Source organism: Rhodococcus jostii NBRC 16295 (assembly GCF_001894825.1).
In the GTDB taxonomy this organism is placed as follows: domain Bacteria; phylum Actinomycetota; class Actinomycetes; order Mycobacteriales; family Mycobacteriaceae; genus Rhodococcus_F; species Rhodococcus_F jostii.
In genome coordinates, this window is sequence record NZ_BCWY01000019.1 from 18,814 (window position 1) to 34,695 (window position 15,882).

General features: G+C 68.4%; 17 protein-coding genes. 11 read left to right on the forward strand and 6 right to left on the reverse strand.

All coding sequences use genetic code 11. The annotated features are described in order from the left end of the window. The first annotated feature begins 78 nt into the window (after positions 1-78). Together RJ1_RS14690 and RJ1_RS14695 are read left to right on the forward strand one after the other, a co-directional pair. Positions 79-1,308 carry a M23 family metallopeptidase gene (locus tag RJ1_RS14690; protein ID WP_073360985.1) on the forward strand — a complete coding sequence of 410 codons (1,230 nt, stop codon included), beginning with the start codon at positions 79-81 and terminating at the stop codon, positions 1,306-1,308. A 94-nt stretch (positions 1,309-1,402) separates the two neighbouring features. Beyond that, positions 1,403-1,603, forward strand: coding sequence for a hypothetical protein (locus tag RJ1_RS14695; RefSeq protein ID WP_073361120.1), 201 nt, complete (start codon positions 1,403-1,405; stop codon positions 1,601-1,603). 5 nt (positions 1,604-1,608) lie between these two features. Here RJ1_RS14695 and RJ1_RS14700 read toward each other — a convergent pair whose 3' ends face one another. Together RJ1_RS14700 and RJ1_RS14705 are read right to left on the reverse strand one after the other, a co-directional pair. Beyond that, positions 1,609-2,121 carry a SixA phosphatase family protein gene (locus RJ1_RS14700; protein ID WP_073360987.1) on the reverse strand — a complete coding sequence of 171 codons (513 nt, stop codon included), beginning with the start codon at positions 2,119-2,121 and terminating at the stop codon, positions 1,609-1,611. Between the two features lie 9 nt (positions 2,122-2,130). Further along, positions 2,131-3,144, reverse strand: a complete 1,014-nt coding sequence (locus RJ1_RS14705; protein WP_083400721.1) for an aldo/keto reductase — start codon at positions 3,142-3,144, stop codon at positions 2,131-2,133. A 134-nt stretch (positions 3,145-3,278) separates the two neighbouring features. Between RJ1_RS14705 and RJ1_RS14710 the strand changes: the two genes are divergently transcribed. Continuing rightward, on the forward strand, positions 3,279-4,115 hold the full coding sequence (locus RJ1_RS14710) for a helix-turn-helix transcriptional regulator (RefSeq protein WP_073360988.1): 837 nt from the start codon (positions 3,279-3,281) through the stop codon (positions 4,113-4,115). On the opposite strand, the gene RJ1_RS14715 is transcribed toward RJ1_RS14710, so the two are convergent. Further along, positions 4,116-4,895, reverse strand: a complete 780-nt coding sequence (locus RJ1_RS14715) for an acyl-[acyl-carrier-protein] thioesterase (protein WP_073360990.1) — start codon at positions 4,893-4,895, stop codon at positions 4,116-4,118. It lies immediately after the preceding gene. Between the two features lie 152 nt (positions 4,896-5,047). Here RJ1_RS14715 and RJ1_RS14720 point away from each other — a divergent pair, with 152 nt between their 5' ends. The 7 genes from RJ1_RS14720 to RJ1_RS14750 all read left to right on the forward strand — a co-directional run bounded on the left by RJ1_RS14720 (position 5,048) and on the right by RJ1_RS14750 (position 12,537). Continuing rightward, a complete protein-coding gene (locus RJ1_RS14720) occupies positions 5,048-6,709 on the forward strand; it encodes an FAD-dependent oxidoreductase (RefSeq protein WP_073360991.1) in 1,662 nt (553 codons plus the stop codon). Between the two features lie 37 nt (positions 6,710-6,746). Beyond that, positions 6,747-7,712 (forward strand): NADPH:quinone oxidoreductase family protein, encoded by a 966-nt coding sequence (locus RJ1_RS14725; RefSeq protein ID WP_073360992.1) that lies wholly within the window; start codon positions 6,747-6,749, stop codon positions 7,710-7,712. Between the two features lie 107 nt (positions 7,713-7,819). Beyond that, the gene (locus tag RJ1_RS14730) at positions 7,820-8,290 is read left to right on the forward strand and encodes a MarR family winged helix-turn-helix transcriptional regulator (protein ID WP_073361123.1); all 471 of its coding nucleotides are present in this window, start codon (positions 7,820-7,822) and stop codon (positions 8,288-8,290) included. After that, positions 8,287-9,816: a DHA2 family efflux MFS transporter permease subunit gene (locus RJ1_RS14735; RefSeq protein WP_073360994.1), complete on the forward strand. Its 1,530-nt coding sequence runs from the start codon at positions 8,287-8,289 to the stop codon at positions 9,814-9,816. Before RJ1_RS14730 ends, RJ1_RS14735 begins: the two co-directional genes overlap by 4 nt. A 196-nt stretch (positions 9,817-10,012) precedes the next feature. Then, positions 10,013-11,110, forward strand: coding sequence for an LLM class flavin-dependent oxidoreductase (locus RJ1_RS14740; protein WP_073360995.1), 1,098 nt, complete (start codon positions 10,013-10,015; stop codon positions 11,108-11,110). Continuing rightward, positions 11,094-11,540 carry a MarR family winged helix-turn-helix transcriptional regulator gene (locus RJ1_RS14745; protein ID WP_073360997.1) on the forward strand — a complete coding sequence of 149 codons (447 nt, stop codon included), beginning with the start codon at positions 11,094-11,096 and terminating at the stop codon, positions 11,538-11,540. The genes RJ1_RS14740 and RJ1_RS14745 overlap by 17 nt, the downstream gene beginning before the upstream one ends. A 19-nt stretch (positions 11,541-11,559) precedes the next feature. Next, positions 11,560-12,537 carry a pirin family protein gene (locus RJ1_RS14750; RefSeq protein WP_073360998.1) on the forward strand — a complete coding sequence of 326 codons (978 nt, stop codon included), beginning with the start codon at positions 11,560-11,562 and terminating at the stop codon, positions 12,535-12,537. Positions 12,538-12,550: 13 nt separating this feature from the next. On the opposite strand, the gene RJ1_RS14755 is transcribed toward RJ1_RS14750, so the two are convergent. The 3 genes from RJ1_RS14755 to RJ1_RS14765 are packed head-to-tail and all read right to left on the reverse strand — an operon-like array spanning position 12,551 to position 14,522. Further along, complete coding sequence (locus RJ1_RS14755) at positions 12,551-13,495, reverse strand: serine/threonine dehydratase (RefSeq protein ID WP_073361000.1); 945 nt, start codon at positions 13,493-13,495, stop codon at positions 12,551-12,553. 31 nt (positions 13,496-13,526) lie between these two features. Further along, positions 13,527-13,955, reverse strand: a complete 429-nt coding sequence (locus RJ1_RS14760) for a PaaI family thioesterase (RefSeq protein WP_073361001.1) — start codon at positions 13,953-13,955, stop codon at positions 13,527-13,529. Between the two features lie 3 nt (positions 13,956-13,958). Continuing rightward, the gene (locus RJ1_RS14765) at positions 13,959-14,522 is read right to left on the reverse strand and encodes a TetR/AcrR family transcriptional regulator (protein WP_073361003.1); all 564 of its coding nucleotides are present in this window, start codon (positions 14,520-14,522) and stop codon (positions 13,959-13,961) included. A 90-nt stretch (positions 14,523-14,612) separates the two neighbouring features. On the opposite strand from RJ1_RS14765, the gene RJ1_RS14770 reads away from it, so the two are divergent. Further along, a complete protein-coding gene (locus tag RJ1_RS14770) occupies positions 14,613-15,815 on the forward strand; it encodes an adenylate/guanylate cyclase domain-containing protein (RefSeq protein WP_073361004.1) in 1,203 nt (400 codons plus the stop codon). Positions 15,816-15,882: the final 67 nt, after the last annotated feature.

Genomic DNA, 15,882 nt, shown 5'->3' on the forward strand with positions numbered 1-15,882 from the left:
CCCTCTCTCTTCGGGGGTGGGGCCTTCATCTGTTTCCGCGTCTTGTCGGCGGAAGTTCATTGTTGCTAGCGTCGAACGATGGGCCGATCGCGGTTCCCCGTCTCGCTCGTGCTCGCCGTCGTCGCGGGTACCGCGATCGCGTGTTCGGCAGCGGACACCCAGCAGGCCGAGCCGACGTCCTCCACCGCAGCGGCCGTGTCGAGTGGTCCCGCCGTCCTCACTCCGGTGGTCGCCGATGTGGTTGCCGCGCCGATACCGGTGACGGGTAGCGACGGGCTCGTGCATCTCGTCTACGAACTGCGGCTCACGAACACCGGCTCGCAGCCGGCCACGATCACCTCGTTCCAGGTGACGGGCGACGGCCGAACCCTCGTCGACCTGCGTGGCGACGCCCTGACACCCTGGTTCCAGGCCCTCGGCGGCGGTCCGAAGACCGGCACCGTCCTCGCCCCCGGACAGCAGGGGGTCGTGTGGATCGACGCGACGGTGAACAGCCCGGACGACGTGCCCGGCAGCCTCGGACACGTACTGACAGTCGACTTCCCGCGGGCGACGTCGCTGGTGCCGGCGCAGCTCACCGAGAACGTCGCGAACACGGCCGTCGACACCCGCGACGCCGTCCGAATCCGCTCGCCCCTGGACGGTCCCCGGTGGCTCGACGGCACCGGCTGCTGCACGGTCACCTCGCACCGCGCGGCCGTGCTGCCGATCAACGGCGAGATGCTCGCGGCCGAGCGCTTCGCCATCGACTTCGTCCAACTCGACGAGCAGGGGCGCATCTACGTCGGCGACAAGACTCAGCTGTCGAGCTACCGGTACTACGGCGCGCCGGTGCGCGCGGTGTCGGACGGAAAGGTGATCGCCGTGGTCGGCGACCTTCCGGAGGCGGTCCCGGGCGCGAACCCGGAGGGGCTGACCCTGCCGGAGTACGGCGGCAACCACATCGTGCAGGACATCGGAAACGGGCGGTACGCGTTCTACGCGCACCTGCAACCCGGCAGCGTCGACGACATCAGCGTCGGCCAGGACCTCCGGGCGGGGGACCAGGTCGGGTTGCTGGGGAACAGCGGGAACACCGACGCCCCGCATCTGCACTTCCACGTGATGGACGGCCCGGACTTCCTGGCGGCGAACGGGATTCCGTTCGAATTCGACACGTTCCAACTCGACGCCCGGGTGTCGGGGGACAGCTTCGAGTCCGCTGCCACTGCCGGCGCTCCGGTCGTCGAAGAGCCCGGAACGCAGACCGGTGAGCGTTCCGACGAGATGCCGCTGTACCTCGACATGGTGACGTTCCCCGGCACTTAGACGATGTTCCCCCCGCTCGCGCCGGTTCTCGTCCCGTGACGACTATCCTCGACAACACCTGTCCGATATGCGTGGTTCGCTGAACGGAGACGAGATGTCCGAGAAGAAGATCGATCGCGTCAAGGCCGAGTCGGCGCTCGAAGTCGTGCGGGAAAGCCCCACGATCGCACTCATCACCGTGGCACCGGCGCTGGTCGTCTTCGGCGTGGTGTGGTGGCTGTTCGGATTCTGGTCCGCCCTCGTGCTCGTCCTCGTTCTGGGGGTCGTCGCCGTCGTCGGCCGCAAGCTGTTCTGACGTCGCTACCGCGGCACGTGGAACGTGGCGAGTGAGGCCGCGCTCGAGGTGAGTTCGTCCCACGCGCACGGCACCGTCAGGACGGCGAGGGCGGATGTGGGGAACTTCTCCCGCATCAGATTGGCGTCTCCGGTGTCGGGATTGCCCGCCAGATCCAGTGCCGTCGACGGCATGCCGGGAACATGCCCCACCACGAGCAGCGTGCGCACCGACGGTTCGACCTGCACGATCTCCAGGAGTATCTCCGACGGGTACCCGCCGTAGAGCTCCGCGGCGAATCGGGCGGGCGCGCCGACCCGGGTCGCCTCCAGCGTTTCCCGGGTGCGGCGAGCGGTCGAACACAGCACCGCGTCGACCGGGGGCTGAGTCGACCGCAGCCACTCACCGGCCAGCCCAGCCTGCTTTCGTCCGCGCGGCGCCAGGGGCCGCTCGTGGTCCGCGACCCCTTCCGGATACGCCGACTTACCGTGGCGCATCAGGATGAGAGTGCGGGTGCGCGACGAGCTGTGCGGGGCCATGGCTAGACGCTAGCTCCCCACGGCGGCGCGTTCACTGTCGAGCTGGGCCATCTGGGCCGGCGCGTAGCGTTCCCCGGCGACGGCGGTGTCGGGGACAGCTGCGGCGATCGTTGCGAGATCGTCGGCGCTGAGGTGGACGTCGAGTGCGCCGAGCGTCTCCTCGAGGCGGGCGACGGTGCGTGCTCCGACAATCGGAACGATGTCGTCGCCGCGGGCGAGAACCCACGCGATCGCCAGCTGCGCGACGCTCACTCCGTGCCGGGCGGCCAGGGCGGCGAGCGCCTCGACGAGGTTCAGGTTCTGCCGGAGGTTCTCGCCCTGGAACCGGGGGCTGTGCGCGCGGAAGTCGTCGGCCGCAAGGGTCGGATCGGTGCGCAGCGAATCGCTGAGCAGGCCGCGGGACAGCACGCCGTACGCCGTGACCCCGATCCCGAGTTCCCGGCAGAGCGGGAGGATCTCGGCCTCGATGCCCCGGGAGATCAGCGAGTACTCGATCTGAAGGTCCACGATCGGATGGACCGCCGCCGCGCGCCGGATGGTCTCCGGGCCCACCTCCGACAGGCCGATGTGGCGTACGTAGCCGGCCTCGACGAGCTCGCCGATCGCTCCGACGGTGTCCTCGATCGGGACGTCGGGGTCCAGACGGGCCGGACGATAGATGTCGATGTAGTCGACGCCGAGCCGCTGCAACGAATACGCGAGGAAGTTCCGGATCGACTCGGGTCGGGTGTCGACTCCACCCCACGTGTTGCCGGGACCGCGGAGCCCGCCGAACTTCACGCTCAGGGTGACGTCCTCACGTCGACGGCCCGCGAGGGCCCTGCCGATCAGGGACTCGTTGTGGCCCGAGCCGTAGAAGTCGCCCGTGTCGACGAGGTCGATCCCGGCGTCGAGCGCCGCGTGGATCGTGGCAGTGGATTCCCCGTCGTCCGCCGTGCCGTACATCCCGGACATGCCCATGGCGCCGAGGCCGAGCCGGCTGACGCGGGGACCGGTGTTTCCGAGTGCGGTGCTGCTGATCATCATCTGCTCCGATGGTTGGTGTCCGTTCCTGACCGACACCAGCGTCGCCTCGTCGGGGGCAGGCAACCAGAGACCGTTCATCGGGGGATCGGCGATCCCTGGCAGCGCATTCGCCCGTCCGGCACAGTGGATTCATGGACCGCTCCGAGTTGGCAGACTTCCTCCGTCGTCGCAGGGAGCAGCTGGTTCCGGCCGACGTCGGACTGCCGCCGGGGGTGCGTCGGCGGACGCCGGGGCTGCGGCGCGACGAGGTGGCGATGCTCGCGGGAATGTCCACCGACTACTACACGCGCCTCGAGCAGGCGCGCGGGCCGCACCCGTCGACGCAGGTTCTGGCGTCGATCGCGCGGGCGCTGCGGCTCACCGACGATCAGCGCGATCACCTGTACCTGTTGTCCGGGCAGGTGCCGCCGATGCGGGCCGCGGGCAACAAACACGTCGGGCCGGGGTTGCTGCACCTGCTCGACAAGCTGGACGACACCCCGGGCTGCGTGATCTCGGACCTCGGGGAGGTGCTGATCCAGAACCGGATGCACGTGATCCTGTTCGGGGACGCGTCCCGCTATTCGGGTCTCGACCGGTACGTGACGTGGCGGTGGTTCGCGCACCCCGGCGAGCGCGGCATGTTCCCCGCGGACGATCACGACCGCCTCGCCGGACAGCACGTCGCGGATCTGCGGGCGACTGCGGCCCGGCGCGCGGGCGACGCCGACGTCACGGACCTGGTGGACCGGCTGTACGAGACGAGCACCGAATTCGCCGCGCTGTGGGACCGGCACGACGTGGCCGTCCGGCGATCCGACACGAAGAGCGTTCTCCACGACGAGGGCGGACGCATCGACCTCGTCTGCGAGACGTTGCTGACTCAGGGCGCCTATCAGCATCTACTCGTGTACATGCCGCAGCCGGGTTCCGACGCGCGGGCCAAGCTCGACCTGTTGCGGGTGATCGGCACCCAGCAGATGGTCTGATCAGGTGGTGAGTGGCCCGACGTGGGCCACGGCCCGGAGGGCGTCGTCGACCAGGAACCACACGGTCAGTGACGTGTCGGTCCGGCGCCGGCGCAGAACGATCTTGTCGGTCGACACGATGGGTGCGAGGTACTCGAGCACCGCACGGTGAGGGTTGTCGACCAGGCGGCCGCCACCGGGATGCTCGTGGTCGGCGAGCAGCTCCTCGACCGCCTGCCAGTAGACGGCGTTGTTGACGTGGTCGAACGGGTCGATGTCGGTGCGGCGCAGGATGAACTCGCTGTCCTCGATGCCGTCCTCGTCGGCGGCCGGAGCATTCTCGACGAGCCACCGCTTCCACTTCAGCCGGTGTTCCTCCGCCGACTCCCCGAGGCGTTCGATGAACCCGTCGTCGATACGGGTGGGCATTCCCGTTTCGCCGCTGATGTGGATCCAGAACCCTTCGGTCTCGATCAGCGCGCCCGCCTCACCTTCGATCTGCACGCGCATGTTCGTCCAGCGGGTCGACAGCGCCGAACACCAGCGACGGAGATGCACCCGCTCGGGCCACACGGCGGGCCGCACGACGTCGATGACGGTGCGCCGGACGATCCACAGCGGGTGGGTGTCGGTGGCGTCCACCGCGTCGAGGTTGTCGAGGCCGGCGTCCTGGAGGTAGCGCGCGATCCCGTCGAGGCGGAGTCGTTTGGCGGCGTCGATGTCGCCGGTTCGGACCGGCCAGGAGGTCTCGAAGATTCGACCGCGGGAGGGTCGAGCGGCGAGGGGTCGGTCGAGTGCCAAGATGCGTTTCCTTCGCTTGTGGACGGAGCCCTGATTCTTCCATCAAGCGCCGGTGCTTGTTTGCGGACGCGATTCTCAGTACAGTTCATATAACTGTTACTACGTGTAACACAAACGAGCTCGATGGTCCGGACAGGTGTGAGGAAACCGCAATGGCATATGTCATCACCCAGGCGTGCTGCAACGACGCGAGCTGCGTCTCCGCGTGCCCCGTGAACTGCATCCATCCGACGCCCGAGGAGCGGGAGTTCGCGCAGACCGAGATGCTGCACATCGACCCGGAAACCTGCATCGACTGCGGGGCGTGCGTCGACGCCTGTCCGGTCGACGCGATCTTCCCGGAAGACAAGCTCCTCGGTTCGCTCACCCGCTACAAGGACATCAACGCCGAGTACTACACGACCAACCCCATGCCGACGGGGTGGATCCCTCTCACACCCGCGACCCCGCCGCGGCGCGACCTCGGCACGCTCCGCGTCGCCGTCGTCGGTGCCGGCCCCGCGGCCTGCTACGCCGCGGGTGAACTGCTCGAACGTTCGGACATCGAGGTCGAGATGTTCGAGAAGCTGCCGACCCCGTGGGGGCTCATCCGTGCCGGCGTCGCACCCGACCACCCCGGCACCAAGGAAGTGACGCGGATGTTCGAGTGGAGTCTCGACCGGCCGAACTTCGAATTCCACCTCAACGTCGAGGTCGGCAAGCACGTCACGCACGACGAACTGCTGGAGAACCACCACGCCGTCATCTACGCCGTCGGGGCGTCGAGCGACCGTCGACTGGGAATCCCCGGCGAGGACCTCCCCGGCGTGCACGCCGCCACCGAGTTCGTGGCCTGGTACAACGGCCACCCGGATCATGCGCAGCGCACCTTCGACCTGTCCGCGAAGCGCGCGGTGATCGTCGGCAACGGCAACGTCGCGCTCGACGTGGCCCGCATCCTCACGATGAACGTCGAGGAGCTGGAGCGGACGGACATCGCCGATCACGCCCTCGCCGCGCTGCGGCGCAGCAACATCGAGGAGGTCGTGCTCCTCGGCCGCCGCGGGCCGGCGCAGGCGGCGTACAGCAACCCCGAGTTCCTCGCGCTCGGCGACCTCGAGAACGTGGACGTCGTCATCGACGACGCAGACCTCGACCTCGACCCGGCCAGTGAGGCGCTGCTGGACGATCCGGCGACTGCGATGAAGGTCCGGCTGGCGCGGGAGTTCGCGCAGCGTGCCCCGCGTCCCGGTCACAAGCGCATCGTGTTCCGCTACCTGACGTCGCCGCTCGAGGTCACCGGGTCCGGCAAGGCCGAGTCGCTGCGCTACGGACGCAACGAACTGGTGGTCGACGACTCCGGCGCGCTGTCGGCCCGGCCGCAGGGCGAGGAGGGTTCGCTCGACACCTCGCTCGTGCTGCGCTCCATCGGGTACCGCGGCAATCCCGTAGGCGGTGTCGCGTTCGACGAGAAGCGTGGCGTGATCCCCAACGAACACGGACGTGTCTCCGACCGCGTGTACGTGACGGGATGGATCAAGCGTGGTCCCAGTGGTGTCATCGGCACCAACAAGGCCTGCGCCAAGGAGACGGTGTCCTCGCTGCTCGCGGATTTCGAAGCCGGGAAGCTCCTCGGCACGGTCGGCACCCGCAGGGACGTGAAGAAGCTGATCGAGCGCCGTCAGCCGCAGCAGATCGGGTTCCCGGGCTGGCGCGCGATCGACAAGGCGGAGACCGGTCGCGCCGCGGGTTCCGGGCGTCCGCGCGTGAAGATGACCGACACGGTCGAGATGGTGTCCGTCGCCCGCAAGCGCAGGTGGCTCTTCGCTCGTTGACGGACTCCCGCCACCACTGCGCGTCTAGTCTTCGAGCATGCGCGCAGTGGTGGTGACGGAGCTGTCGGGCCCGGGCGGCATGGCGGTCCGCGACGTGCCGGAACCGTCGGCCGAGGGTCTGGTTCTCATCGACGTCGAGGCGAGCGGCGTGTGCTTCCCCGACCTCCTGATCAGCTACGGCAAGTATCAGCTCCGGCCCGAGCCGCCGTTCGTCCCCGGCGCCGAAGTCACGGGTGTCGTCGTGTCGGCGCCGGCCGTCAGCGGATTCGAGCCGGGGCAGCGCGTGCTCGCGGCGTCTCAGGTGGGCGGGTACGCAGAGAAGGTCGCGGTGCCCCCGGAGCGCGTGCTGCCCATCCCGCCGATCCTGGGCTTCGAGGAAGCGGCGTCGCTGATCATCAACTACCAGACGATGGAGTTCGCGCTGGAGCGACGGGCACGGCTCCGGTCCGGCGAAACCGTCGTCGTCCTCGGTGCGGCGGGCGGGGTGGGCACGTCCACCATCCAGTTGGCCAAGGCGCACGGCGCCCGCGTGATCGCGGTGGTGCGGCGGGACGGCGCCGAAAACTTCCTTCGTGAACTGGGCGCCGACGAGGTCGTCCGCCTCGCCGACGGCTGGGGCGACCGGGTCCGGGACCTGACCGGTGGCCGGGGCGCGCAGATCGTGGTCGACCCCGTCGGCGGTGAGGCCTTCGACGAGGCCGTCCGCGTGCTGGCCCCGGAGGGCCGGCTGGTGGTGATCGGATTCGCCGGCGGGGCGATCCCGGAGTTGAGGATGAACCGGGTGCTGTTCCGCAACATCAGCATCGTCGGCGCCGCGTGGGGCGAGTTCATCCGGACCGAACCGAACGCGCTGGAAGAGGTGCACGCCGCATTGATCCGGCACGTGGAGCGCGGACTGCGTCCGGTGGTCACGTCCCGGTATCCGCTCGAACGGGCGCCGGACGCTCTACGCGATCTCGAGGCCGGTCTCGTGCTGGGCAAAGCGGTCCTCGTTCAGGACTGAACGCGCAGGTCGCAGCGACGGTCGGGCGGTGTGATACCTGACACCATTTATTCGGTTGCGTCATAGTTGCTGTTGGGCAATAGTTGCATGAGCGCTATCATTTGACGGTGCCCGACAAATCTCCTGATCTTCTCTTCGAACTACTCAACGATTTCTTCACTCAACTGTTGAGCGCGGGGGAGTCGGAGTCGATGGACAACCTCATCGAGCTGGACCTCACGTTTTCGCAGGTGCGCATGCTCTTCGCGCTCGCCCAGCACGGTGAGCCGCTGCCGATCAACGAGGTGGCCGAGCGGCTGCGGCTCTCGGTGGCCGCGGCGGGCCGGAACGTCGACCAGCTCGTGAAACTGGGTCTGGTCGTTCGACGGGAGGACGAACGCGACCGGCGGGTCAAGCGGGTCTCCTTGTCGGAGGCCGGGCATAAGGTCGCCAACCAGCACATCGAATGCAAGCGTGATCAGTTGCGACGGTTCGCATGGCGGGTTCCGGAGACCGAGCGGACTCGGCTGATCGAGGCACTACAACCGATCCTCGCGGGGGAGTCCCTGCGAGAACTCAACCAGGAGATATTCGGATGACATCGCCGACCGCCGCGAACGCGGCGCCCGACAAGCTCGACGGCACGGTCCTCAAGATCGCGTCCGTGGTGGTGCTCGGTGCCATCATGTCGATCCTCGACGTGACCGTGGTCAGCGTCGCGTTGCCGACGTTCGCCACGGAATTCGACACCACGTACGCCACCGTCGCGTGGACGATGACCGCGTACACCCTCGCCCTCGCCACCGTCATTCCCGTGACCGGATGGGCGGCCGACCGTTTCGGCACCAAGCGCCTCTACATGACGGCGCTCGTGCTGTTCGTCCTCGGCTCGGTGCTGTGCAGCTTCGCCTGGGACATCACCTCGCTGATCGGCTTCCGCGTCCTGCAGGGACTCGGCGGCGGCATGCTGATGCCGCTCGGTATGACGATCATGACGAAGGCGGCCGGACCCGACCGCGTCGGCCGGGTCATGGCGGTTCTCGGTATCCCCATGCTGCTCGGCCCGATCGGCGGCCCGATCCTCGGCGGCTGGCTGATCGAGGCCGCGAGCTGGCACTGGATCTTCCTGATCAACGTGCCGATCGGGATCGTCGCCCTCACTGCCGCGTACATCATCCTGCCGTCCGACAAGGCCTCGCCCTCCGAGTCCTTCGACTTCCTCGGCATGCTGCTGCTCTCGCCCGGCCTGGCACTGTTCCTGTTCGGTGTGTCGTCCATCCCCGAGGTGGGCACGGTCGCCTCGGCCCGCGTGCTCGTGCCCGGCGCGATCGGCCTGGCGCTGATCATCGCGTTCGTGTTCCACGCGCTCCGCAAGGATCACCCGCTGATCGACCTACACCTGTTCAAGAACCGGCAGCTGTCGGTCGCCGTCATCACGACCTCGCTGTTCATCGTCGCGTTCATGGGTGCCGGTCTGCTGTTCCCCAGCTACTTCATCCAGGTCGGCGGGCACACCACGCTCGCCGCCGGTCTGCTGATGGCTCCGCAGGGCATCGGCGCGATGCTGACCATGCCCGTGGCCGGACGACTCGTCGACAAGATCGGCCCCGGCAAGATCGTGCTGACGGGTCTACCGCTGATCCTGATCGGTCTGGGTACCTTCACCCAGGTTGCGGCGGACTCGCCGACGTGGCTGCTGATGGGTGCCCTGTTCGTGATGGGCATGGGCATGGGCTGCACGATGATGCCGCTGATGACCGCCGCGATCGTGACGCTCTCCAACGATCAGGTCGCGCGTGGTTCGACCCTGATGAACATCGTCCAGCAGACCGCAGGCTCGATCGGTACCGCGGTCATGTCGGTGGTCCTCACCAACCAGCTGCTCGATCGCGGTCTCGACAGTCAGACCGTCGCGATGCAGCACGTGCCCGAGGTCGCCGCTCAGGAGCCTCCCGGCATGGTGGACCAGGTCCTGAGTCAGGCTGCCGACGCGTTCGGCAACACATTCCTGGTCGCCACCGTGCTGATCGCGTTGACGCTCATCCCGGCGTTCATGCTGCCGCGGAAGAAGTCGGTCAACCCGCATCTCGAGGCGGAAGGCGCCCCGACGGTCATGATGCACTGATCCGGCTCTGCCGGTCACGATGTACTGATCCGGCTCTGCCGGTCACGATGTACTGATCGGGCTCGATCGAACGTTGCCGAGGGCGGCAAGCGCACTGCGCTTGCCGCCCTCGGTCGATTCCGGAATACCGCGAAGTGGTTGAATGTTGTAATAGGTTCATGCAAATGCATGGAGTTCTGGCGCGAGAGGAACAGCTATGCAGTTCGGAATCTTCACCGTCGGCGACGTCACGCCCGATCCCACCACCGGCCGCGCACCCACCGAGCACGAGCGCATCAAGGCGATGACGACCATCGCCAAGCATGCGGAGGACGTCGGGCTCGACGTGTTCGCCACCGGCGAGCATCACAACCCGCCGTTCGTGCCGTCGTCCCCGACCACGATGCTGGGCTACCTCGCGGCGCAGACCGAGAAGATCATCCTGTCGACCTCCACGACGCTGATCACCACCAACGACCCCGTGAAGATCGCCGAGGACTACGCGATGCTGCAGCACCTCGCGGACGGGCGGGTGGACCTGATGATGGGCCGCGGAAACACGGCCCCCGTCTACCCGTGGTTCGGCCAGGACATCCGGCAGGGCATTCCGCTGGCGCTGGAGCACTACCGGCTGCTCCGCCGGCTGTGGGACGAGGACGTCGTGGACTGGCAGGGGCAGTTCCGCACGCCGCTGCAGGGATTCACGTCGACCCCGCGTCCGCTCGACGGTATCCCGCCCTTCGTGTGGCACGGATCGATCCGCAGCCCGGAGATCGCCGAGATCGCGGCGTTCCACGGCGACGGGTTCTTCGCGAACAACATCTTCTGGCCCAAGGAGCACTACATCGCCCTGATCAACCTCTACCGCGAGCGATACGAGCACTACGGTCACGGCCGCGCGGACCAGGCCATCGTCGGACTGGGCGGGCAGGTCTTCATGCGCAAGAACGCAAAGGATGCCGTCGACGAGTTCCGGCCCTACTTCGACAACGCCCCCGTCTACGGCCACGGTCCGAGCCTCGAGGACTTCACCGACCAGACCCCACTCACCGTCGGCACACCGGAACAGGTGATCGAGAAGACCCTGACGTTCGCCGACTTCTTCGGCGACTACCAGCGGCAGCTGTTCCTCGTCGACCACGCGGGACTGCCGTTGAAGACGGTGCTCGAGCAGTTGGATCTGCTGGGCGGTGAGGTCGTGCCGGTGCTGCGCACGGAGTTCGCGGCCCGGCGACCTGCCGGCGTTCCCGACAACCCGCCGACGCACGCGTCGATGAAGTCCGATCGCGAGCCGGTCGATGCCGCCCGTCAGTAGAACCGAACGGGCGACCGAGGCGTGGGAGGCCCTCTTCCGCGCCCAGGTCGCGGTGATGCGCCACCTCGCGGCCGACGACGTGTGGGACGAGCTGAGCCTGCGCGAATACGACGTGCTGTTCACCCTCAGCCGGGCGCCCGGACGCAGGCTGCGACTGCACGACCTCAACCGGGAGATCCTGCTCAGCCAGCCGTCTCTGAGCCGGCTGGTCGAGCGCCTCGTCGTCGCGGGGCTGGTCACCCGGGAAGGCGATCCCGGCGACCGCAGGGGAACCGTCGTCGCCCTGACCGACGAGGGTGCGCGCCGGCAGCAGTCCGTGGGGCGCAGGCATGCTGCGAGCATCCGGCGGCACGTCGGGCCCGCCCTCTCGGACGACGAACTCGACACGCTCACCGACCTGTGCACAAAACTTCGCGGCGCACAGGACTGATGGAAGGCACGATGGAGCAGTGAGCAATCTGGAGACGAATTCGGTGGAAGAGCGGTGCGAGTCCCACCCCGATGGAGGTGGCATCCAGGTGCTGGGCGCCCGCGAGGTCCCGCTCGGCGGACCCCGCGCGATGCCGGTCCGGCGCACACTTCCGCAGCGGGACCGTTCACTGATCGGGGCCTGGTGCTTCGCCGATCACTACGGTCCGGACGACGTCGGGACGACGGGCGGGATGAACGTGCCGCCGCACCCTCATACCGGGCTGCAAACGGTGAGCTGGCTGTTCACCGGGGAGATCGAGCACCGCGACAGCATCGGTTCGCACGCGATGGTGCGCCCCGGCGAACTCAACCTGATGACCGCGGGGCGGGGGATCGCCCACTCCGAGGTGTCCACACCGCAGACGCGCATCCTGCACGGCGCGCAACTGTGGGTGGCGTTGCCGGCGTCGGCGCAGGACGCCGAGCCGGCCTTCGAGACGTACGCGCCCGATCCGGTCGTCCGGGGCGGCGCCACCGTGCGGGTGTTCCTCGGAACAACGGCGGGTTCGACGTCGCCGGTCCGCACGTTCACGCCGCTGCTCGGTGCGGAGATCCTTCTGGAACCGGGTGCAGACGTCACCCTCGACATCGAGCGCGGTTTCGAGGCCGGGGTGCTGGTCGACGAGGGCGAGGTGCAACTGCGCGGAACCACGCTGCGGTGGGCGGAACTCGGATACCAGCCGCCCGGCGAGTCTCTGGTGGCGCTGCGCAACACGGGCGGAACGCGGGCCCGGCTGCTGCTGCTCGGCGGCGAGCCGCTCGGCGAGCAGGTGATCATGTGGTGGAACTTTCTCGGCCGAAGTCACGAAGACATCGTCGGCTATCGCCGCGAATGGCAGTCGGAGATCCGGGGAGCGGCGCCCGCCGACCCACGGTTCGGCACGGTCGACGGCTACGACGGCAATCCGCTGCCCGCGCCCGAGCTGCCGAACAGCCGGCTGAAACCGCGCGGCTGACAGCTCCGCCGGATCAGTAGCTGGTCAGCGACGTGTTGGCGCCGCAGAGCACGACGCACAGCGGTTTGTCGTCCGTGGAGACGAGCTGTCCGGTGACGATCGCGGCCAGCGCCGCCGCGGTGCCGTGTTCGACGACGATCCGGAACTCCTCCCACAGCAGCGTTCGCGCGTCGATCAGGGCGTCGTCGTCGACGATGAGGCTGGAGACGGGCCGCGACCGGACCGTCTCCCAGGCGATGGAGCCGATCTTGGTGGCGCCGAGGGAGTCGCCGGCGATGCTGTCGATGTCGATGTCCACCGGTTGCCGGGCTGCGACGGCGGAGTGCAGCGTCGCCGCGCCGCTCGGTTCCACCCCGTAGATGGTGTCGTCCTCGCCGCTGCCGGCGACGACACCGGAGAGCAGCCCACCGCCGCCGACGGCGATGACGTAGGACAGTGGCTCGGCGACGTCGTCCTGGATCTCGAGGGCGATGGTGCCGGCGCCGGCGACGATGTCGGGGAGATCGTAGGCGTGGAGGGCGAGGGCGTTCGAGGACGTCGCGAGCTCTTCGGCGTACTCCGCGGCCTCGGAGTACCGTTCACCCACCTTGCGGACGTCCGCACCGAGCGCGACGAGCTTCTCGATCTTGACGTCGGGTGCCGTGACGGGAACCACCACGGTGCATGTCACACCCCTCAGCCGCGACGCCCAGGCTGCTCCGATGGCGGCATTGCCGCCGGATGCGATGACGACGCCCGCCTCGTCGAGCCGCCCGTCCTCCTCGGCGTGGAGCAGCGCATTGAGACTGCCCCTCACCTTGAACGAACCGCCGTACTGCAGGAACTCGAGTTTGAAGATCACCGGTACGGCGCCGTGGACGGTCGGCACGACCGCGCGGAACGTGGGTGTCCGTCGGACCAGGCCGCTGATGCGCTCACGCGCCCTGTCGACGGATGCGCGGTCTACGAAGTCAGCCATGGTCCCATCGTTTCATCCCGAACGGCGGCGGCTACCGGGGCTGCTTGACTGTCGCCGTGCCCTGGGCGGCGGCGCACAGCACCTCCGTGCCGTCGTCCTGCACCGCATAGATGTCGCAGCGGCACAACGCCTGACGCCGGGTCGACGCGTGGGCCCGGGCGTCCGCGCGCAGCAGCACGCCCTGGGCGGGACGGAGGTAGGTGATCGTGAACCCCGCGGTCATGATGTCGGCGCCGAGCACCGTGCCCGCAGCGAACGTCAGGGCGTTGTCGGCGGCGTACGACAGGACACCGCCGTGCACGAAGCCGTTCTGTTGCCGCAGTTCGTTCCGGATCGGAATCTCGAGGGTGGTGCCACCCTCGCCGAACCGTGTCATGCGCGCGCCGACGAGGGCGCTGAACGGCTGGGCCGCCAGCACCGCCTGCGCGGTGTCGGCGGTGAGTGCGGTGTCGACCGTCATCGGTTACTCCTGATTTCGTAGCGAGTTCCACGCGGCGCGCGCCAGTTCGGGCGCCACCGCGGTGGGGTCGGTGGTCATGGCGCCGGCGAGCCACTGCCGGGAGTACTCCTGAGCCGGACCCAGCCATAACGCGTAGAGCACGTCGAAGTCGAGTCGCCGGACGGTGCCGTAGTGCTCGTGGACCCGCCACCAGTGCGTGACGTCCCGGAAGAACACCGCGTTGGGGGAGTCGGCACGCTCGTCGATGCCCGGGGGACGGGGCGCGGTGAGGATCGTTGCCCGTTGTGGGTGGCCGGACACCCACTGCAGGTGGCGGACGACGGCGCCTTCCACCCCGGACCGGGCATCGGCGCATTCCGAGAGTGCCGTCCGGAAGCCGTCCTGGTAGTCGGTGAGCGCGCGCAACCAGACCTGGATGTACAGCTCTTCCTTGTTCGGGAAGTGGTGATAGACGGCGCCCACGCTGACGCCGGCCTCCGCCCGGATGTCGGACAGGCGGGTCGCGAGGACGCCGCGACGGGCGAAATGGCCCTCCGCGGCATCCAGCAACAGATCTTGAATCGGCACATACCGAATATAGTTCGGTCGTGGTCCGAGCGACAGTGAGTTCGTAGGATTACGGCGAAGGGCGACGTCGTTCCTGGGACGATTGAGGACGTGCGCAACCCGCGACAGCCCCGACGGATCACGCCCCGAACGGGGCGTCTGGTGTCCCCGCCGCCCCGCCCGCTCCGACGCCCGGGTCCGCAACCCTCGCAACTGCACGACTTCGAGCGCGCCGGCCTTCTCGACGGGCTCAGTGGGTCGGACCGCTCTGCCCGGATGGGGGTGCTCAACACCCTGGTCGAGGAGGGGGTGTCGATCGACGACCTGCGGGCCGCCTCGCGGGACAACCGGCTCGCGCACCTGCTGCTCGAGCATGCGTTGTCGCCCAAGGGCAGCTACAGCATCCACGAGATCTCGCAGATGACCGGTGTCAGCGTCGACGACGCCCGCCGCTGGTTCCGGGCCATCGGCCGGGGGGCCTCGGAGGACGGGACGTATTACAACGACGGCGACCTCTCGCTCGTGCGCGGACTCGAGCAGTACCGCAAGCTGGGTCTCGACGAGAGCGGGGTCTTCGCAGCAGCAAGGGTCCTGGGGCGCAACCTCTGGACGGTCGCCGACGCCGCGGACGCACTGCTGCAGGAGCGTCTCGAGGCGACGCGCGATCATCCCGAGGTGGCACTGCGGTACGCGGTCGAGGTGCGCCGGATCGCGGACTTCGAGGCGCAGATCCTGGCCCAGCTCATCGCCACCACTCTGCGCCAGCAACTGCGGTCCGATGCCGTGGGGATCGCCGGAGACTCGAATCTGCACCTGCGCGGTGCACAGGAGATCGGGGTCTGTTTCGCCGATCTCGTGGGGTTCACGCTGCTCGGGGAACAGGTGACGCCCGCCGATCTGGGCCGGGTCGCCGAGCGGCTCGACCGCCTCGCCACCGATCGCCTGGGTCCGCCGGTGCGTCTTGTGAAGACGATCGGGGACGCCGTCATGATGGTGTCGCCCGACCCGAACGCGTTGGCGTACGCGGCACTCGACCTCGTTCAGGCCGCGCGCGCCGAGGGTCTTCCGCCGTTGCGGGCCGGGATCGCCTGGGGCACGGCCGTGCCGAGCGCCGGCGACTGGTTCGGCCGCCCGGTCAACATGGCCAGCCGTGTCGTCGCGGTCGCACCGTCACACGAGGTGGTCGTGACGGGCGAGTTCTACGACGAACTCGACACCGACGAATTCTGGGGTGAGCCGGCAGGCAGTCACCGGCTGAAGGGAATCGATGCCCCGCAGGACCTGTTCGGGATCGGACGCCGGTCCGTGGCCTGACCGCTGCGCCGCCGAAACGTGTCGTACCCTCGCGATACTGTCATGGCACAGCTCACAGAAGCAGAAC